Annotated in this window: 16 protein-coding genes; 13 read left to right on the forward strand and 3 right to left on the reverse strand. The window is 44.7% G+C overall.

What is annotated here, in order from left to right:
* Nucleotides 1-50: 50 nt before the first annotated feature.
* The 4 genes from DR864_RS24355 (at nt 51) to DR864_RS24370 (ending at nt 6144) form a co-directional block, all read left to right on the forward strand.
* Complete coding sequence (locus DR864_RS24355; protein ID WP_114069408.1) at nt 51-1112, forward strand: N-acetyltransferase DgcN family protein; 1062 nt, start codon at nt 51-53, stop codon at nt 1110-1112.
* A gap of 56 nt (nt 1113-1168) precedes the next feature.
* Nucleotides 1169-2230 carry a mandelate racemase/muconate lactonizing enzyme family protein gene (locus DR864_RS24360; protein ID WP_114069409.1) on the forward strand — a complete coding sequence of 354 codons (1062 nt, stop codon included), beginning with the start codon at nt 1169-1171 and terminating at the stop codon, nt 2228-2230.
* Nucleotides 2231-2340: 110 nt separating this feature from the next.
* Nucleotides 2341-5178 carry a S8 family serine peptidase gene (locus DR864_RS24365; RefSeq protein ID WP_114069410.1) on the forward strand — a complete coding sequence of 946 codons (2838 nt, stop codon included), beginning with the start codon at nt 2341-2343 and terminating at the stop codon, nt 5176-5178.
* A 126-nt stretch (nt 5179-5304) separates the two neighbouring features.
* Nucleotides 5305-6144, forward strand: a complete 840-nt coding sequence (locus DR864_RS24370; protein WP_114069411.1) for a glycoside hydrolase family 16 protein — start codon at nt 5305-5307, stop codon at nt 6142-6144.
* Between the two features lie 7 nt (nt 6145-6151).
* On the opposite strand, the gene DR864_RS24375 is transcribed toward DR864_RS24370, so the two are convergent.
* From DR864_RS24375 to DR864_RS24385, 3 genes are all read right to left on the reverse strand, one after another.
* On the reverse strand, nt 6152-6763 hold the full coding sequence (locus DR864_RS24375; RefSeq protein WP_114069412.1) for a Uma2 family endonuclease: 612 nt from the start codon (nt 6761-6763) through the stop codon (nt 6152-6154).
* 63 nt (nt 6764-6826) lie between these two features.
* Nucleotides 6827-8332, reverse strand: coding sequence for a DUF7133 domain-containing protein (locus DR864_RS24380; protein WP_114069413.1), 1506 nt, complete (start codon nt 8330-8332; stop codon nt 6827-6829).
* A 54-nt stretch (nt 8333-8386) separates the two neighbouring features.
* Nucleotides 8387-9475 (reverse strand): plastocyanin/azurin family copper-binding protein, encoded by a 1089-nt coding sequence (locus DR864_RS24385; RefSeq protein ID WP_114069414.1) that lies wholly within the window; start codon nt 9473-9475, stop codon nt 8387-8389.
* 193 nt (nt 9476-9668) lie between these two features.
* Between DR864_RS24385 and DR864_RS24390 the strand changes: the two genes are divergently transcribed.
* The 9 genes from DR864_RS24390 to bshB1 all read left to right on the forward strand — a co-directional run bounded on the left by DR864_RS24390 (nt 9669) and on the right by bshB1 (nt 20832).
* The gene (locus DR864_RS24390; protein ID WP_114069415.1) at nt 9669-10127 is read left to right on the forward strand and encodes a DUF5606 family protein; all 459 of its coding nucleotides are present in this window, start codon (nt 9669-9671) and stop codon (nt 10125-10127) included.
* Between the two features lie 63 nt (nt 10128-10190).
* Nucleotides 10191-12110: an alginate lyase family protein gene (locus DR864_RS24395; RefSeq protein ID WP_114069416.1), complete on the forward strand. Its 1920-nt coding sequence runs from the start codon at nt 10191-10193 to the stop codon at nt 12108-12110.
* 107 nt (nt 12111-12217) lie between these two features.
* The gene (locus DR864_RS24400) at nt 12218-13225 is read left to right on the forward strand and encodes a transaldolase family protein (RefSeq protein ID WP_114069417.1); all 1008 of its coding nucleotides are present in this window, start codon (nt 12218-12220) and stop codon (nt 13223-13225) included.
* Between the two features lie 88 nt (nt 13226-13313).
* Complete coding sequence (locus DR864_RS24405; RefSeq protein WP_114069418.1) at nt 13314-13916, forward strand: 7-carboxy-7-deazaguanine synthase QueE; 603 nt, start codon at nt 13314-13316, stop codon at nt 13914-13916.
* Nucleotides 13871-15853 (forward strand): OmpA family protein, encoded by a 1983-nt coding sequence (locus DR864_RS24410; protein ID WP_114069419.1) that lies wholly within the window; start codon nt 13871-13873, stop codon nt 15851-15853. The genes DR864_RS24405 and DR864_RS24410 overlap by 46 nt, the downstream gene beginning before the upstream one ends.
* Nucleotides 15854-15860: 7 nt before the next feature.
* Nucleotides 15861-17843 carry an OmpA family protein gene (locus tag DR864_RS24415; RefSeq protein ID WP_229599464.1) on the forward strand — a complete coding sequence of 661 codons (1983 nt, stop codon included), beginning with the start codon at nt 15861-15863 and terminating at the stop codon, nt 17841-17843.
* Nucleotides 17844-18012: 169 nt separating this feature from the next.
* Nucleotides 18013-18954: a thioredoxin-disulfide reductase gene (gene trxB, locus DR864_RS24420; RefSeq protein WP_114069420.1), complete on the forward strand. Its 942-nt coding sequence runs from the start codon at nt 18013-18015 to the stop codon at nt 18952-18954.
* A gap of 72 nt (nt 18955-19026) precedes the next feature.
* On the forward strand, nt 19027-20106 hold the full coding sequence (locus DR864_RS24425) for a M23 family metallopeptidase (RefSeq protein ID WP_205319159.1): 1080 nt from the start codon (nt 19027-19029) through the stop codon (nt 20104-20106).
* Nucleotides 20107-20112: 6 nt separating this feature from the next.
* Entirely contained in the window at nt 20113-20832 is a 720-nt protein-coding gene (bshB1, locus tag DR864_RS24430; protein WP_114069422.1) for a bacillithiol biosynthesis deacetylase BshB1, read from the forward strand.
* Nucleotides 20833-20896 lie beyond the last annotated feature (64 nt).

Genomic DNA, 20896 nt, shown 5'->3' on the forward strand with positions numbered 1-20896 from the left:
CAACAAAGCCTAAACGCCTTTTTGGAGGCGATAAAGAAGAGGTACACATCATGAACAAAGCAATTATTTTAACCAATGGCCTGCTTACCACCAACGATGCAAAAACAGCACATGGCTTGATTCGGGGCACCGAGCGTTACGAAATCGTCGGAGTAATTGACCCGCCTACAGCGGGCCGCGACGCAGGCGACGTGCTGGATGGAAAAGCCAGAAATATCCCCATTTTTGATTCATTGTCAAGTGCACTTATTCAGTTACAAAAGATTGATTATCTGATTATTGGGGTAGCAACGGTGGGGGGTGTTTTACCAGAAAATATGTTTGGTATTGTAAAAGAAGCTATCCAACAGCAGATTTCCATCGTCAATGGGTTGCACGAATACTTGAGCGAAAAACCTGAACTAGTTGCGTTGGCGACGCAATATCAAGTGCAGTTGATTGATGTTCGTAAACCCAAATCCCGCCAAGATTTACATTTCTGGACGGGAGAAATTTACGATGTAACTGTTCCGATTATTGCGGTCATCGGCATGGATTGTGCGCTGGGAAAACGCACCACGGCGCGGATGGTTCGTCAGATGTGTGAAAGCCAAGGAATAAACGCCCAGATGATTTATACGGGGCAAACGGGCTGGTTACAAGGCGGCAAATACGGCTTTATTTTTGACTCAACCCTTAACGATTTTGTGTCGGGGGAGGTCGAACACGCGATTGTTTCGTGTTGGAAAGAAACCCAGGCCGATGTGATTTTGGTAGAAGGGCAATCATCCCTACGCAACCCTAGCGGGCCGTGCGGGTTGGAGTTTTTGATTTCTGGTAATGCCAAACACGTTATTTTGGTTCATTCACCCAAACGAAAATATTTTGACAACGAACCCCATTGGGGCAGGATTCCGAGTGTAGAATCAGAAGTGGAAATCATTGAAAAATTTGGGGCAAAAGTAATTGCCTTGGCTTTAAATACGGAAGATTGCTCAACGCAGGAATCGCTTGATTACCAGAAACATTACGAGCAACAATTGCAAATTCCTGTGTTGCTACCATTGGAAGAAGGGGTGGAGAAGTTGATGCCAACTTTGAAAGAATTGACGCGCTTGAACGTAGAGCATTGATGACACAAACGAGGCTGATTAAGAAGGATTTAGGCCGTTAACCTTTGGGCTTTTTCATGAAAATAAAATCGATTCGTGCTTATCTCAAAAATCTGGCGTTGAGTAAGCCTTACAGCATTGCGGGGTATACGTTTTCGGACGTAGAAAATGTATTTTTGGAAGTAGAGCTGGAAAATGGCATGGTGGGCAAGGGAGCAGCAAGCCCCGCAGAAGAAGTAGTGGGGGAAACTTGCAAACAGACTTTTAAAAACTGCCAATCTATATTTTTTGAAAACCTTGTAGGACGGGATATTCGGCATTTTCGGCAGTTGATTGATGAAGTAAAACGCCATTTCCGGCAGTTGCCTGGCACGCAGGCCGCCCTTGATATTGCCCTTCACGATGCCTTCGGGCAGTTTTTAGGTATTCCAGTGGTGGAGTTTTACGGACAAAAAATAACGCAACTGCCTACATCCGTAACCATCGGAATCATGTCGGTGGAGAATACGCTCAGAGAGGCGGCAGAATACTTCAGACTGGGCTTTAAAGTATTGAAAGTGAAAACGGGCGAGAATGTTGAGCAAGATATTGAGCGAGTTTTGAAATTGCACGAACGTTTTCAAAACAAACTCAAAATTAGAGTCGATGCCAACCAAGGTTACGCATTGGTTGATTTACAAAGGTTTTTAAGAGATACACAAGCCGTTGATTTAGAATTGATTGAGCAGCCTTTGCCCGTGGGAAAAGAGCCAGAATTACTTAATTTGAAAGTGGAAGAACGGCGGCTTTTAACGGCTGATGAGTCTCTCAAAGATGCGCATTATGCGTTGCAATTGGCACAACAACCGCAACCTTTCGGTAGTTTCAACATCAAACTGATGAAATGCGGTGGAATCCTAAGCGCGTTGGAAATTGCTAACATTGCCCAACACGCGGGCATAGACCTTTTTTGGGGTTGCAATGATGAAAGCATCGTGAGCATTACGGCGGCACTACACGCGGCATTTGCCTGTTCCAACACCCGTTACCTTGATTTGGACGGTAGTTTTGACTTGGCCGAGGATGTGGTAAGTGGCGGGTTCATCTTAGAAAATGGATGTATGAAATTGACCAGAAAGGCGGGGTTGGGACTTAGTTAAAAAGCCGATAAGGGTCAAGTTGAAGGAAAGAAAACAGAAAATGATTGTTTTTTCCTAACTTCGTCTTGGTCAAATATTACTTTTTAACAGCATCCAAAAATCAGTGCGGTATGACTAGGCGTGTTCCATTGCTTTTTTTTAGCCTTCTTTTTTCTTATTTTTCATTTGCTCAGAAAATTAACAAAGATTTTATTGACGGAGAAATATACCTAAAAGTTACTAATAAGCCCGTCGGAACTTTGACGGCTACCGTCAATTTCGAGAGAGAGCTTCCATTTTTAAAAGATTTTTCTACCGATTTTGTCCTGACAAAAATGAACCGTGCATTCTTCACCACAGGTTCTGAAAAACTTCAAAAAATATATCGCCTTACCGTAAAAAAACCGGATAAAATAGATGCGCTGATTGATTTGCTCAAGCAAAATCCCGAGGTTGAATACGTTGAGAAAGTACCTTTTCGCACTATCATTGCCATGCCCAATGATTCGCTTGTGGGGTCACAATGGTCTTTAACTAAAATCAAAGCATTTGAAGCTTGGGAGGTAAATGCGGGCGATACAAACATAGTGGTGGCGGTGGTAGACAATGCCATTCAAACAAACCACGTTGATTTACAGGCGAATATGCTCCCAGGGCGTGATTTGTCAGATAACGACTATAACCCGAATCCTCCCAATACCAGTTTCAGTCATGGTACACACGTGGCGGGAATCCTCAGCGCAGTGAGCAATAATACGGTGGGAATAGCGTCGGCCTCTAACAATCGAATCAAGATTTTGCCCGTAAAAGCAACGCCCGATGCTGGAAGCCCGCAGGGAATTTATAATGGATTTGAAGGCATCACTTGGGCGGCCGACAATGGGGCCCAAATTATCAGCCTCTCATGGGGCGGGGCAGGGTATTCGCAAGCCGAGCAGGAAGTGATTGATTATGTACATTCAAAAGGAATTGTGATTGTGGCGGCGGCTGGAAATAACAACAACGATGTGGAAAGTTTTCCAGCGGCGTATACGCATGTAATTTCGGTTGCCAGCCTTGATGCTGACGATAAGAGAAGCTCGTTTTCTACGTATGGTTCTTGGGTCGATATTTCGGCGCCAGGGCGCGGTATTTTAAGTACGGTTCCCACTGATGGATACGCCTCTTTTAATGGTACGTCGATGGCTACTCCATTGGTAGCCAGCGTATTAGGTTATATATGGTCGTGCTCTCCTTCGTTGACTCCTGCGGAGCTTGAAAGTATTTTGGTCAACACGGCTGATAACATCGACGCCGCTAATCCTACCCAAATTGGGCTTTTAGGAGCGGGTAGAATCAACTTGTTGAAGGCGATTTCTTGCTCCACACAGGGGATATTTTCGGCAACGATTACGGCCAATGGCTCAACTTATCTTTGCCAAGGTGAATCAGTTACGTTGTCGGCCAATACAGGCCCTGGCCTAAGTTATCAATGGCTGATAAATGGGGAAGAGACCACGAATGCCGCTGATTCATTGGTGGTTAGTGCCGCCAATGACTACCAAGTGATAATTTCAAAACAGCAATGCGTTATCAATTCTGGTACGGTCAAGGTAAGAAACAATACGCTCACTACGGCGGCTCCGAGCGTAACCAACAAAGAGGCACCTTATTGTACGCCTTTAACCATCGGAAACGGATTGTTGGCCAATGCGGCTGACTGCAACTACGCAGGCCCGACGACTTTCACGTACAACGGCCCGACCATAGGTTATGATGGATTTAGTAAAAATGGAGATGATCCAAGCGTGAATGCCGCAGGCTTGGGTGGATTAATCACTTCGGTGAAAGTGTCGATCACGTGGGAGAAAAAAGACCAAGGCGATGAAAATACCTGTGATGCAGCGGATGGGGGTGGTAAGCCGTTCAACGAAGAGGTTTCTTTTAAACTTAAATCTCCATCGGGAACGGTCATTACCTTGATTGCAGCAAACACTTATGCGTCTGGAACAACTACTTCGGGAATTGTAACGACGGTTTTTGAAGAGGGTGCAAGCCCAATACTTCTAAACTCACTTCCAGTGTCGGGTACATTTGCGCCCACTCAATCATTTTCGGCTTTTATCAATGAAGAACCCGCTGGTGCATGGACGCTTTTGGCCGAAGACAATGGTTTTATTGACCCCTTGTGTGTCAAAAATTTTTCAGTCACCCTTACCACCAACAGCCCAGTGCTGGCACCGACCGTTACTTGGTGGGATTCTGCCACTGGTGGAGCGCTTTTAGGCTCTGGAGCGGAGTATTTAGCCTTGACGACGACGGTCGGAGTGCAGACCTATTATGTGCAGTCCAGATGCGAAGGGCTTTGCCCCAGCCCTAGAACGCCCGTTACGCTGACGGTTAGGCCTGTACCTCAAGTCTATGTATTTCCGATTTCAATGAACTTAGCCAATGACAGTACGTTCAACAATTTTCTAAAAAATCAACCACTTCAGGTGACTAAAGATACTAGTAATCAGTATATAATAGTTGATTCGACCATGGTAGGAGGTGTAGTTATTGGCAATACGCCACCGTTGACAAGCCCCGTCACGCTTTGTACGACGAAAACGTATTTGCTGCTGGCCATTGGTTGTCCAACGAATAAACTCTCGTGGTCGAATGGTAAAAAAAGTCAAGCGCTTCTCGTCACGCCATCCATGCCGATAAATTATTCGGCCACCTGCACAGATTCTATCGCTTCCTGCGCGCCCATTACGTCCAATACCGTCGCTTTTGTATCGCCGCTGACGAATGTATTGATTATGGATAAAATTTACGCCAATTCGGTGCAGACTTTTACGGGAATGACCATTACGGCTTCTAATGAAATAGAAACCCCCGCCCAAATTCAATACCGAGCCAACAATGCCATTCTCCTAAACCCAGGTTTTAGCGCAAGCGGAAACAGTGTTTTTACGGCGCAGGTCGGAACAGGTTGTGAAAATTAAAGCTGAAACAATTCAAAGCTTTTAGAATAGAGCGAATGATGAAATGAAAACCGAACAAAGTAGTTTTGAGGCAGGTGAAGGCTTTGGCACATAAAACCTGTTCGTTTCTCCGCAAAATACACTATAATGACGCGTCAATTTCGCATCCTTCTTTACTTATGGTTCATTGTTTCGGTATCTGTACACGCCCAAAAAAAACGTGAATATTTTGGTTGGGGCCTTGTTTGGGCCGATGAATTTAACGTTGACGGTGCGCCTGATAAAAACAACTGGACATTTGAAAAAGGGTTTGTACGTAACCACGAATTGCAGTGGTATCAGCCCGAAAATGCCTATTGCAAAAAAGGCAAACTCATCATCGAAGCGCGCCGCGAAAACCGTCCGAATCCAAACTATGACCCCAACAGTCAGGACTGGAAAAAAAGCCGAAAAGAAATCGAATACACCGCGTCGAGCCTTAAAACGCAGGGGTTGCACAGTTGGAAATACGGGCGCATCGAAATGCGTGCTCGCATCGACACCCGCGCTGGACTCTGGCCCGCCTTCTGGACGCTGGGCGTAGAAGGTGAATGGCCGCGCAACGGCGAAATTGATATTATGGAATTCTACCGGGGAATGTTGTTAGCCAACATCGCTTGGGGTAGCGAAACGCGTTTTAAGGGCGTTTGGCAAGACCTCAAGAAACCCATCGAAACCTTTGAAGACCGCCGTTGGGGCAAAAAATTTCACGTGTGGCGCATGGATTGGGACGAAAAAGCCATTCGTTTGTACGTAGACAACGAACTGCTCAATTTTGTGGAACTTTCCCAAACCGTTAACCGGGATGGCTCAGGCAAAAATCCTTTCAAGCAACCCCACTATCTACTGCTCAACCTCGCCATCGGCGGCGATAATGGCGGCGACCCTTCGAGTACAAAATTCCCCTCAAAGTATGAGATTGATTATGTGCGGGTGTATCAGCGGTAAAAATATTTTATTCGCCCAAATAGCGCCTTAACGGTTCGATGGGAGGCACGAAAGAAACTGCCTCATAAATAGCAGATACGGGCATCGTAAAATGCAAGCGTTCGAAAGAAATAATCTCAGTCATCTCTTCATAGGTTTGGTAAAGCCAAACATCTGGATGTTGGGTACGACTATATAACTCAACGCTGCATTCATACTGAGAAACAATAAGATAGTACTGCAATGAAGGGATTTTTTTATACTTTTTTAGTTTAAAATCTTTATCGTATTCAGCCGTACTTCTGGAAAGAACTTCCACCAGAATCGAAGGGTGAGCCACTATGTATTCATCTTCTTTGTCACGATCATCACAACTTACGACTACATCTGGATAAGGATAATAAGTGTTTTTAATCACCTCTAATTTAACGCTTTCACTAAATACATCACATCCTTTGGGGCGAAAAACGGCTTTAAAAAAGTCTCTAATATTATCAGTAATCAGGTTATGGTTTTTTGTGGTGCCTGCCATGGCAAACACTTCTCCTTCATAAAATTCATGTCGGATTTCACCCTTATTATCCAATTCAAAATACTCTTCAACGCTGTAGTATTTTTTTTCGGTTTGTGGCAGTCCCATAGTATCTGAATGTTTATATAAAGAGAAAAGAAAGCATGACAAAAATACAAAATCTTTCGCCCATTATTTATTGCGCAACTGATTCAAGGTATAAAATACCGCCCTGTTCATCAACAACTTACCGTCGGGAGTTTGTAGTTCTCCCATCTTTAGGTCATAAACATAACCCGCTTTCAATTCCGCTAGTTTGAACGTCACCTTACGGCCGTCGAGGGAGACTTTCACTTCTTTAATGGCCACGTCGGCTACGTCGGTTTTGGGTGAACCGTAGGGTTGATGGTATTTGTAGTAATACCGTTGAAATTTGTAAAGTTCTGGATTAGAGGCGGTTTTAGGGTCTATGGGTAAGGAAAAGGTAAGTTCGAAGCCCTCCGCTGTTAAATTCATTGCCATAATATCAAGCGGTACTTTGCCTTTCCAGTGAATCCGAGAAAGCCCTTCGTCGCCCACCCAGCCGTGGTCGTTGTGCCCCACCCATAAGTCGCCGTTTTTATCAAAAACCAGTCGATTATTGCCTTTCAGTAGCCCCGTTCCGTCGCCGAAAGCAACGCAGGCCCCTTGCAATTGGCCATTTACCTCTTCCATCAACAGCCGTACCAATCGCGGATAATCCATTTCTCCGATGAATAATTGTCCCGCAAAAGGCCCGAATTTTCCTCCTGTATTATCTAGCAGCGGTTGGGTAGGAGAGTGGGCAATTTCGGTGTGGGGAAATGCAATGGATTCGCGGGTTCTCATGCTGTCGAGTTGCGCCACTGGCAACGACAAAGGCTTTACCCTCGGAAAACCTTCTTGCCAAATCAAACTGGCAACGTGACCATAGAATTTTCCTTTTTCGACGTGATACAGCGGGCTGGTTCCTCGCCAATCTCCCTGATTATCAGAAACAAATAATCGGCCTTTAGCGTCAAAGCCCAAGCCGTTGGGTGAACGGAACCCCGAGGCAAAAGGCTCCAGTTTTTTGGTTTTGACATTGTATTTCATAACCCAACCGCGATACGGCACACAGGAATACATCCGTCCTTCGCGACTAAGTGAGTCGTATTGCCCGCGTATTTCGGGACGAATGCCGGCGCCGTTGGAAGCTACATTGAGCGCCATAAAGAGGTTGCCGTCTTTGTCTTTCAACGGCCCAAAAGCAAATTCGTGGTAATTGCCCGACATTCCAAAATCGTCGGTAATGGTTTCGTACAGATCGGCTACGCCGTCGGCATTGGTGTCTTTGAGACGGGTCATTTCGGGGCGTTGGACAACCAAAATCTCCGAATTGCTGACGGCGACCACGCCCAACGGGTCATGTAGCCCTTCCGCAAACTTCTTCCACGTTTTTGTTTTAGGGTTGTAGGTCATTACTTCGCCCAAGTGAAAACACGCTACCAAGCGCCCATCGGGCATAAAATCCATGCCGCCCGTCTCAGCTCGCAGACCTTTGGGGAGTTTGATTTGTTCGGTTTCGTAGTAATTTGTGATGGTATCGCGTTGTGCAAAAGAATCGTTGAATGAGCCAAAAAGCAAGTAGGCAACGAAGAAAAACGATACTAGCTGAGAGAATGAAGAATGTTTTTTCATGCTAAATAAGCATATATAAATGAGTGAATTACGTCTCTTAAAAATATAGTAAAATCAATGGCTGTGGGCGGTGGCGTGTGGTGACTGGGGCTTGTTACGTTTCATTGTCAACGTCACTTTTGAGGTGCCTTTAGGAATCGTCAGCGTGCCATTTTGCCATTTTCCTACTGACGATTTGTACGTGATTCCGTCGTCGGACTTGGTAACAAAATACAACGTTTGAGCGGTCGGTTTGACAAACGTAAAGACGCGGGTCAGGCCTTCTTCATTGGCGAGACTTCTCAATGTTTCCTTCACGTCAACGCCGTCAAGCGCATAATTGAATGTGGGCAAACGATTTGCTAAGGTGTATCCCTTGAAACTGACGTTGGGCAATTTGTCGGCCTTGCCCACGCGCAGTGGATAGGTGACGTTATCTTTGAAATAAATATTCCCCTGAATTTTGGCAAACGCATTGCCGTTGCCTTTCCAATGGGCGGTGTTATCCACAAACCCGCCCGCCCATGCATAACGCAGATAACATTTGCCCGCGTCGAAACAGTACGAATGCGTAGATGTCAGCGCCACTGCAATGGCCGCTGGGCTACAATCGGGCATAAACGTGCGGTATAAAAGCGGGTATTCTAGCGCAAACGGATGCGGAGAACTAACGATAATCTCGGTGTTTTGGCGAGAAGGCGGAATGTTGGGGTCGGTTGCCAAGGGAGGTAGCGGCTTGGTAGTCACGTAGAGTGCGCCGTACATGACATAGCCGTGCCCTGGGTAAGTACACACGTACGGATATGCTCCTTCGGTGCTGGGGGCCGTAAACGTAAATGTTTGGGTGGTGTTGGGAATCAATATTTTGCTCGCCGCCAATACATCTTCTGACTCGGGTACGTAGTTAGCCGCTTGTCCTTTATCGCCCATTTTAATGGCTGCTTCAACCACCGATAAGCGTTTGTCTGGTTTTGTAAACACCAGATTATGAGCCATATCATCCTCATTTTTAAGAATGATTGTTACTTTCTGTAAAGGTTTCACGGCAATCCGGACCAAGTCATATTGAAGCCCCGTTATGGCTTGCAATGTAATTGTTGTATCGGATTGGGAAAAGCTTTTAGTAGCAATAAAAAGACCGAAAACAATTAAGAATAAACGCATGAAACAGTGGGTTTGGGGAATAACGCTTGGGGCAAAATACGTTTTTGAAATTTTATTGACAAAAATAGCCTATTTCTCCTTGTTTTGAACGTTAATGAAATGTGGCTTTTGGGAAAATGTGAGGGATTCGCGAAATTCCTTTATTTTTGCCGCTCAATAAATGGATTGAAACGTTTTATTATAACCATTGGATATGGAATTGTTGAAAGAAATTGCCAATTTTTCGGGTAAAAGTGGGTTGTACCGTATTTTGAAACCCGGTCGTGGGGGTGTAATTGTTGAAAGTTTGGACGACAAGCGCGAAAAATCAATGATTGGTGCTTCGGCGCGGGTGTCAGTCTTGAAAGATATCTCCATCTTCATGCAGGATGAGGAAAAAGCTACTCCACTGGGTGATGTCTTTGCGAGCATTCATGAAAAATACCAAGATACCAAGCTCGACGCAAAAGGATTGTCGGATTATCAATTGGTGGATTTTATGTCGGAAGTTTTGCCTGGATATGATACTGAAAAAGTATACCTTTCTGATATTCGTAAAATTATCAATTGGTATAATATCTTGACGGCTTACGCCCCAGAAGTATTTGAAAAATCATCGGAAGAACAACCGACCGAAGAAAGCAGCGAACAGCCTGCCGAAGAAACTAAGTAGTCTTACCGCAACACTTTGTACGAAGCCGTGATGTAAGGTCACGGCTTTTTCTCTTTTTAACGTATGTTGTTTTTTTTCAACTTACTGGTCAACATGGGGCCGCGCTATGTGTGGTTTCGTTTACGCTACGAATTGCGCCGTAGGACGGGTCTGTTGAAAGCCCAATTTCCTGTTAATCTTCCCTTAAAAGAGTTTACTAATCTCCCTCAATGGAAAGAACTTCAAGGAAGGTTTTTCTTCGAAAGTCGGGAAGAACTTCTTGCGAGCGTGTCTGACGGTTCCAAGCCATCAGACGCTTTAAAGCAACAAATAGCGGAATATCAGAAGGGAAACATCCTTTTTTTTAGCGCAACCTACTATTCGGTCACTGATTGGCTGGCCAACCCAACCAACGGTTATCGCTACGATGCCACCAAACATTGGACCCAAATTCCTGACTTTTCACCCACGGCGGGCGATATAAAATACGTTTGGGAAAAATCCCGTTTTGCCTTTTTATATCCCCTGATTCGGTACGATTTCTCTGCTAAGGAAGATTTATCGGAAATGGTTTTTGGCGAAATAGACAGTTGGATAACGACCAACCCAATCAATTGCGGTCCCAATTGGCAGTGCAGTCAGGAAATCTCGTTGCGGGTGTTGAATTGGACATTTGCTTTACATTATTACAAAAATTCTTCTGCCCTGACCGAAGAGCGGTTTCAGCGAATGATGCACGTCATCTATTGGCAAATGCGCCATGTTGAGGCAAATATTGATTTTTCGCGGATTGCCGTTCGCAACAACCACGCCATTACCGAAACCCTCACGTTGTATTTAGTCGGGCTTTTGTATCCTTTCTTCACTGAATCAAAACGCTGGAAAACCCTTGGTAAACAATGGTTTGAAGAAGAAATAGCCTATCAGATTTATAAAGATGGGACTTTCTTACAGTTTTCGATGAATTATCATCGGGTGGTGATTCAACTGCTCACGTGGGGAATTCGTCTAGCCGAACTCAACGGAGAACGCTTTGATAACGTGGTGTACGAACGTGCTCAAAAATCATTGGACTTTTTGCGGGCCTGTCAGGATGAAAAATCAGGGTGGTTACCCAATTACGGCAACAACGACGGCGCTTTATTTTTTCCGCTTAATACGGCTCATTTTCGCGATTATCGCCCCCAATTGAATGCCTTGGCTTCGGTTCTGAAAATAGAAGAAGGTAGTTTTGAAGATAGCTTTTGGTACGGGTTGACTGCTGATTTTAATACAAAACAGGGATTTTCTAACGGACATAATCGACAGTCGTCAATCGACAATCGTCAATTTAATGCTGGAGGTTACTACACCCTGCATGATGGCGATTCGCTGACCTTTATTCGTTGCGGAGCTTACAAAGACCGCCCGTTTCAGGCCGATAATTTACATTTAGACCTTTGGGTAAACGGTCAAAATCTGCTGCGCGATGCGGGTTCTTATCTTTACAATACGGATGAAAAGTGGACTAAATATTTTGCAGGTACTGCTTCGCACAACACGGTGATGCTTGGCGAATACGGCCAAATGCTGAAAGGGCCGCGTTTTGTGTGGTATCATTGGGTAAAGAAGGCAAGTGGCGCATGGCAGAATCAAGCAGGCGACCCTTCATGCCAAATCTTTGAGGGGTATATTCAGGCTTTTGGTCATGTGGGAAAAAACATCATTCACCGCCGTCGACTGACAAAATACACAGGAGAATACCGCTGGCTGGTGGAAGATTGGCTCGAAAATGCCCCCGAAAGTGCACCAATGCACCAAATTTGGCATCCTTCTGAGGATTTTTTTGAAGGATTTTCGCTCAAAGCCGTTGACCAAAATAACCAAGAATTGATGGCTCAAGAGACGCAGGGATGGTACTCAGAATTGTACGGAAAGAAAGTGCCAGTCAAAAGGCTTGTCTTTTCAACTTCAATGCGTTATATCAAAACCGAAATATTTGCCGTACCTTTGCTGCCTGTTTAGAAAAACCATCCTAAAAATAGTTGCTTGTTTAGAAGTAATCGTAACCTACACTTTACGAATTGCAGCAAGCACTTAACATACAACGATTAACAATTCTTCCCAAAAAAATGGAATTATACCTTGATTCAGCCGACCTTAAAGAAATCGAAAACGCGTTTCAATTAGGTTTTTTAGCGGGTCTCACCACTACACCCACATTCATGCACCGCGAAGGAGTCACTGACCTTGATGCCATGATTGTGAAACTCTCTAAGATTGTTCCTGTTTTACAAATTGAAGCCCTTGGCGATACCGCCGAAGATATTCTGAAAGATGCAGAACGTCAATTGGCACTGGGTCTTGACCCTGCCAAAACCGTTTTTAAGATTCCCGTTTCGCTGGAAGGTGTTCGGGCTTGTAAGTTGTTGCGCGACCGTGGCATGATGGTCAACGTACACCTTGTTTACACCATCCAACAGGCGTATATGGCCATGGCGGCGGGTGCAAGCTATATTTGCGTGTTGGCAGGTCGGATGCAGGACCAAGGCTACGATGCCATCAAATTGATTGGCGAATGTGTAGAAATGGTTAATTTTTACGGTTCAGACGCCAAGGTAATGTTCTCTTCGGTGCGCAATGCCGAGCACGTACGCAACGCGCTCGATTTGGGTTGCCACACCATTACGGTACCTTGGAAAATCATGAAGGTCTTGACCGAAAACAGCTTTACGGCTTTAGGTACGCAGCAGTTTGTGGAGCATACACGCCTTATCACTGTTACTGTAGGCGAAGCCACCAACGGCGTTAATCCGACGGTTTCAACCGATACAACCTTGGCCGATGCCATCGTTAAAATGACTGAATATGGTTTTGGTTGTGTAACGGTAGTGAATGCCGACGGAAGTGTAAAAGGCGTATTTACCGACGGTGACCTTCGTCGTTATCTTTCTTCGGAAGGCCGCGATGTATTGGGCAAAAAAATCGGCGATTTTGAATACAAAATGCCCGTTTCTATCGAAGCGGATGCTTTGTTGGATGCGGCCTCAGCCTTGTTCAAAAAGACGAGCGTTGATACTATTTTGGTAACTGAGGGCGGCAAGGCCGTCGGAATGTTAGATATTCAGGATTTGAAATAATACTCGTTAGCTGTAAGTTACACTAACGAAAAACAAATAAAGATTCTGTGGCCGGTGTTTTGCGCCGGCCACATTTTAGTTTTAAGCTATGAACGAAGTACTCCCTTTAATGGAAGCCTTTTATACCCTTCAGGGAGAAGGCTATCACAACGGCAAGGCGGCTTATTTTATTCGCCTTGGTGGCTGTGACGTGGGTTGTGTGTGGTGCGATGTAAAGGAATCATGGGATGTAGAAGCGCACCCCAAAGTAAGTATCAAAGATATGGTAGAAGAAGCGCTGAAGCATCCGGCACGCATGGCGGTTGTAACGGGTGGTGAGCCATTAATGCACAATTTGGAGCCACTCACCGAAGCGTTGCAGGCGGCTGGTTTTCATACCAACATCGAAACCTCCGGCGCTCATCCTATGTCGGGGCGTTGGGATTGGGTCTGTTTTTCTCCCAAAAAATTTAAAGCACCTCATCCGAGCGTGTATGCACAGGCCCATGAACTGAAAGTCATTGTGTATAACAAAACAGATTTTGAATTTGCCGAACAACATGCTGCCTTGGTCAACAAAGAATGTGTCTTATTGCTTCAACCCGAATGGAGCCGGGTGCAAGAAATGACGCCTCTCATCGTTGAGTATGTAAAACAGCATCCGCAATGGCGCGTTTCGTTACAGACTCACAAATACATGGACATTCCATAGCGTTTCGCCCGTATTTTAGGAGTAGAACCCTGCCGTTTCGTTACTTCTTTTTACTTTTTCTGATTGCTTTTACATCAATTGCCCAAAAGCGTGTTCAAAAACAGGTTCAGAAAGAATTTGAGGCCGCCAATCGGACGTTGCAGTTTAATCCAGAACAAGCATTAAAAGAATTTCGTCAGATTCTTATTTTAGATAGCACGTTTGCGCCCGCTTATATGCGCATCGGGCAATTGTTAGAACGGGACTTGACGCAAAAAGGCAAGGCAATTAATTTCTATGAGAAAGCGGTAGCATTGGATTCTACCGAAATAGTTTTCAAAAACCTATATGAAATTCTTGGGAAGCATTATTTAGCCCTAGGAGTTTATTCAAAAGCCGTTCGTTTTTTTCAGGGGTATTTAAAATTCCCCGGCACGTACCTTCCCCACCAAAAAAACATACAGCGCTATCTGAGTCAATGTCTTTACGCCCAAAAGATATTGGCTGTCAATGCTGATTCTACCATCTATTCCTCCCTACCTTCGCCGATTAATAGTAACGATTTTCAGAGTTATCCCGTTTTGACGGCCGATTTAAAGACGCTGATTTTTACCCGTTTTCTGGGAGATGAAGATTTGTTTGTCTCTCAAAAAGAAGAAACTGGATGGTCAGTTCCTCGTAGCCTTTCTCCGATAATCAATACTGATAAAAACGAAGGGACTTGTAGTATTTCTGCCGATGGAAATACCCTAGTCTTTACGGCATGTCATCGCCCAGACGGCCTTGGCAGTTGTGATTTATACATTTCTAAAAGAATAGGCCAAACGTGGCAATTACCCCACAACCTTGGGCCGATTATTAATTCCCAAAATTGGGAGTCGCAGCCGGGCCTTTCGGCAGATGGACGTACATTGTATTTTTCGTCAGACCGCCCCTTGGGAGTTGGTGGGAAAGATATCTGGGTTTCACAATTGGACACTTCGGGTGAGTGGACGAGCCCTCTAAATCTTGGGAAAACCGTTAATACAGCGTTTGATGAAATTTCACCTTTTATTCACTCCAACAATGAATCCCTCTTTTTTGCGTCAGATGGTCGAGAAGGTATGGGCGGTTTTGATGTATATCTTTCCAAATTGACCGATATTCATTGGTCTGTTCCCGTTAATTTGGGGTATCCACTGAATGACTTTGCAGACCAACAGGGTTTTTACATAGCACCCGATTGCAAACAGGCGTTTTACTCATACAAATACAAGTTGGCTGATAAAGAGGACGGCATAACGGCAAGCTCTAAGATTTGTTACTTGCAATTGCCAGATACCCTGGCGGCTTTGTGTCCAAGAACGTTTGTTCTGAAAGGAAAAGTATTGGATGCCGAAATACGTAAACCTCTCAAGGCTACGTTAACTATCCATAATCAAAGCATATCATCATTTCCGCTGTCGGTCTACGCAACCAATGACTCTACAGGTGAGTGTGTGGTTATTTTTCCTAATCGGGCAGATGCGTTTGTTTTAGTCGAAAGTAGTGGTTATTACCCCAAAATACTTAGGGTAGATTCGGCTACAATCACTGAAAACAAGGAAATGGAAATAGCATTAGTGCGTCTCCATCCTGATAAAAGTGAGGTATTAAAAAATGTACTGTTTGTGCCAGGAAGCGCTGAATTAGAGGCGGTATCAAGTGGAGCACTGGACCGACTTGTGTATTTTCTGGAAAAAAATAAGTCTGTTAAGTTGATTATAGAGGGGCATACCGACGATTTGGGTGATAGCAAGTATAATGAACAGCTTTCTTTGGATAGGGCGAAAAAAGTGGTTCATTATTTGATAGTGAATGGAGTGGATTCAAAACGTTTACGCGCAGAAGGGTTTGGTTATCGTAAACCCTTGATTCATAATAAATCAGAGGAAGCTCGTCGTCTAAATCGTAGGGTTTCTTGGCGAGTAATTGAATAACATAAGAATGAAAAAGAGCCATAATGAACGATTGTTTTGGACGAGATTAATGCAATCTTCTGCCGTGCGAAATAGGGGTATATTCTTTTTTAGTCTCCTTATTTCTTCGTCGCTTTTTGCCCAATCTCCCCAATCCTTTCTGCCCAACCCTTCTGGCAATAAAAAAGCGATTGAAGCATTTGAGCGGAGTACAAAGTTTTTTAACGAGAAAAATTACGAGCAAGCCAATCGTTGGACCGACGAAACCCTGAAGTATGATTCCACTTTTGCCGAGGCCCATTTTCGCAAAGCCCAGTTGTATGAAATTTACACACAACCCGATTTGGCGTTGCAATCTTACCGAAAGGTAGTTACGCTGCGGCCCGATGCGCCGCAGTCGGCGGCTGCCTATCAAAAGCTCATCGAATATCACTTACGAGCGGGTGAATATGCCCAGGCCAAAAACGATTTAACCCGCTATATTCCTTTATTACGACCGAATAGTGTAGCCCAAAAGCGTGCACAACGGCAGTTACAGACCTGTGCATTTGGCGAAAAAGCCATCGAAAACCCCTTGGTAATTAGTCCCGAAGAACTATCGGATACGGTCAATCAATTCATTCTTCAGTATTTTCCTGCTTTGACTGCCGACGGTGAAACGCTATTGTTTACCGCCTTAAGGCCCGAAAACGATGAAGATTTGTACATTACCCATTTTAAAGATGGCCGTTGGACTGCGCCTGTGTCGATTTCGGATAAAATAAACACGGCTGAAAATGAAGGAACAGGAACGCTTTCGGCCGATGGCCGTACCTTGGTTTTTACGGCTTGTAACCGGCGGGATGGCTACGGAAGTTGTGATTTATACATCAGCCGTAAAAACGGCAAAGATTGGGAAGCACCCAAAAACCTCGGAATCAACGTAAATACCCCCTTTTGGGAGTCACAACCAACGCTGTCGCCCGATGGCCGTACCTTGTACTTTATATCCGACCGCAAAGGGGGTATCGGTGGACGAGATGTTTGGTACACTTCTCTTCAAAAAAATGGCGAATGGAGTGCCGCCAAAAATGTTGGAGAGCCAGTCAACACCCTCGACGATGAAGCCTCACCCTACTTACATGCCAATGGCCATACCCTATTTTTTGCTTCCGAAGGCCATCAAGGCTTTGGCGGATATGACTTGTTTTTCTCCGACAGCACGGCTACGGGCTGGCAAAAACCCGAGAACTTAGGCTATCCTATAAATACGTCAGATAATCAGGTGGCTTTGGTCATTACGTCCGACAGTCAATACGGCTATTATTCGTTGGATACCAAGCGGGTTGGAAATCAGCGGGTATCGAGGTTATATCGGTTTAGATTGCCGACCGAACTGCAACAAAAATTCAACGCGGCCAATTATCTAAAAGGACTTGTAACAGACTCCCGCTCGGGAAAATCAGTGAAGGCAAATCTTGAATTAATTGATTTAAAAACGGGAAAGGTCGTTCAACGCTTTTCGACGGATACCGACAATGGACAGTATCTCACTACCCTGCCCAATGGAAGCGAATGGGGATTGTACGTAAATGCGGCGGGCTATTTTTATAAAAGTTTATCTTTTGATTACACGCAAAAAAACAAGGCCGAGGGGCTGCAACTTGACATTAAATTGGAACCGATGAACCTTAACACGTTTGGCGTGTTGAGTAATATCTATTTTGAAACAGGCAAGGCTGACCTTCAAGATAAATCGCGTACCGAACTCAACAAGCTGATTGAAGAGCTGAAGCTCCAGTCTACCTTGCGTATCGAAATCGCAGGCCATACCGACGACGTAGGGGATCCAAAACAAAATCAAATCCTTTCCCAAAAACGGGCGCAAAGCGTGGCAGACTACCTGATTACTGCGGGTATTTCCCGTGAGCGCATTCGCGCGATTGGGTTTGGAGAGGCCAAACCGATGGCTCCGAATACTTCCGAAGAGAATCGACAGCTTAATCGCCGGATAGAATGGCGCATTTGGTGAGTTTTGAAAAGCGGTCTCGCTTCGTTTTGTTATCTGGTACTTTTTTACTTAATTTTGCAACTCTTTTGCAAATAATTGCATTGAATAGATGAACGATTTTTAGAAATGGGTTGTAGAATTTAATATAAAAACCGTCGAGAAATCGTTGAATCTTAATCGTAATTTCGTAATGTCTTCAGAAAAAGTTTCTTGTTTAATAGTTGGTTCAGGCCCTGCGGGGTATACAGCAGCAATTTATGCATCTCGTGCCGGTTTAAAGCCGGTCTTATATACAGGCGGACAGCCAGGCGGTCAGTTGACCATCACTACCGAGGTTGATAATTACCCTGGTTATCCAGAAGGAGTACAGGGGCCACAAATGATGATGGATTTTGAGGCGCAGGCGCGCCGTTTTGGTAGCGATATCCGATACGGATTAGCGACAAAAGTAGATTTTTCTGATTCAACCCTTCATAAAGTTTGGATTGATAATGACCATCTTATCGAATCGCCTACCGTTATTATCGCTACTGGGGCATCTGCAAAGTGGCTCGGCTTGGAATCAGAACAACGTCTGAATGGGCATGGAGTGTCGGCTTGTGCGGTTTGTGATGGATTTTTCTTTCGTAATCAGGAGGTAGCGATTGTAGGAGGCGGAGATACAGCATGTGAGGAAGCCAGCTATTTGTCAAAACTTTGCAAGAAAGTCTACATGATTGTTCGTCGTAATGAGTTGCGGGCTTCGCAGATTATGCAAGATCGTGTCAAATCATTGCCCAACATTGAAATATTGTGGAATACCGAAACCGAAGAAATTCTTGGTAACGGGGAAGTAACGGGTGCAAAAATTCGCAACCTTAATACTGGTGAATCGACTGTTCTGGATGTTACTGGCTTTTTTGTAGCCATCGGGCACCAACCCAACACTGATATTTTCAAAGAATACATTGATATGGATGGCGCCGGATATATCCAAACCATCAAAGGAAGTTCTAAGACGAATGTAGAAGGTGTGTTTGCCTGCGGCGATGCACAGGACAACATTTATCGTCAAGCCATAACGGCTGCGGGGACCGGTTGTATGGCCGCGTTGGATGCAGAACGTTATTTGGCGGAGAAAGGCTTACACTAATGTTTAACTTTCGTCTTTTGAGTAGGCATGGATGCGTTCCCCCTACTCAAAAGCCGGCTAAACCAATCGCTGATGAAAGCCAAGTTTGTTTACTTGTTTGTACTCCTTTCCATTGGTTGCTTTTCGAGCCTGCAAGCACAAGAGAAAGGTTTATTTAAAAAAAATCCAAAAATTAAGCCCAACAAAACAGAGGAACCCAAAGTCAGTACCCCTGTAATCAAGCCGCAAAAGGACGAATTTGAGGAGTTTGAATCCACAACCCCCAAAATGCGGTTCTCCAACCAGTTTGAGCCAGTAAAAGAAATTAATCCAACTGTAGCTGACGATACCACAGGAACCATTGACGAAGGAGAAACCACGGTAGCCGAAATTGTCGATTCTGTACAAGTAGGAGATGATTGGGTTCAAGTAGCTGATTACTACACCATTTGGGATTCAAAAACCATCGACCCCTACAACCTCAATCCCTTGGAATTTGAGGATAATTTAACCCTTCGATTGTATGACCCTGGAAAGGGACGCTTTTGGAATCTGCCAACGAGTGAAGCAAAAGTAACTTCGCAATTTGGTCCTCGTTGGGGAAGGTGGCACGAAGGAATGGATTTGGACTTAAATACCGGCGATCCAGTATACAGCACTTACGACGGTATTGTTCGGGTAGTTGCTTACAATGGCGGCGGTTACGGAAGATTCGTGCTGGTTCGTCATTACAATGGTCTCGAAACCTTATATGGTCACTTATCAAAAACAACCGTTGAAGTAGGACAGCTCGTAAAAGCAGGTGATATGGTTGGATTGGGAGGAAATACAGGTCGAAGCTACGGCGACCACCTTCACTATGAAAACCGATACGAGGGCAATCCGTTTAGTCCTGCCTGGGTTTGGGATTTTCCTGGACAAACTATTCGGAGCGAACGGTTTGTGTTATCACCCCGTGTTTGGGATCACCTTAGAGGTGGCAAAGCGTTTGATAGTGAGTTTGATATAAGTAAAGCGGCCGTAAAACGTACCGTTCTGCATCGGGTACGCAGGGGAGAAACCCTTGACTCTATTGCCAATAAATATGGTATGTCGGCTTCTGAGTTGGCACAAAAGAACCGTATTCGGTTAAGCGCACGATTACAAATTGGCCAAAAGCTTCGCGTAAAATAAATAATAATGAAACTTGATATACTAGCAATTTCGGCGCATCCTGACGATATAGAGTTGGGATGCGCTGGAACTATTTTGGCTTCCATAGCCCAAGGACGGCGCGTTGGAATCATAGACCTGACCCGTGGAGAGTTAGGAACCCGCGGAACCCCCGAAATCCGTAGGGCTGAAGCTGAAGCAGCGGCAGAAATACTTGGTGCCGAAGTCAGAGAAAATGTGGGATTGGCGGATGGTTTTTTTCAGAATGATAAAGAAAACCAACTAGCCCTTGTACCTTATATAAGGAAGTACCAACCAGAGATAGTCTTAGCCAACGCCCAAGAAGACCGGCACCCCGATCATGGGAAGGGGGCAAATCTCATATATGACGCCTGTTTCTTATCTGGTTTGCGCCAAATAGCTACATTTGATGAGTCTGGAAACGCTCAAGCGGCCTGGCGACCTAAGTTTATTTACCACTTTACCCAAGATAGATACATTAAGCCCGATTTTGTAGTAGACATAACGCCCTACTGGAAAAAGAAAGAAGAGGCAATCCGAGCGTTTCGTAGTCAATTTCATGACCCCGACAGTCAAGAACCTAACAGTTATATTTCTTCTCCTGAGTTCTTGGAGTTTTTGGAAGCTAGGTCGAAAGAATATGGACATTATATAGGAGTAAAGTATGGAGAAGGTTTTACTTCTCGCAGAATACTGGGCGTAGATAATCTGTGGTCACTAATCTAGTGGAAATACTTAGAAAATTGCACTATTGAGTAGGTGATGTTTTACTATTTAAAGAACTTTTGAT

The organism is Runella rosea (assembly GCF_003325355.1).
GTDB classification, from domain to species: domain Bacteria; phylum Bacteroidota; class Bacteroidia; order Cytophagales; family Spirosomataceae; genus Runella; species Runella rosea.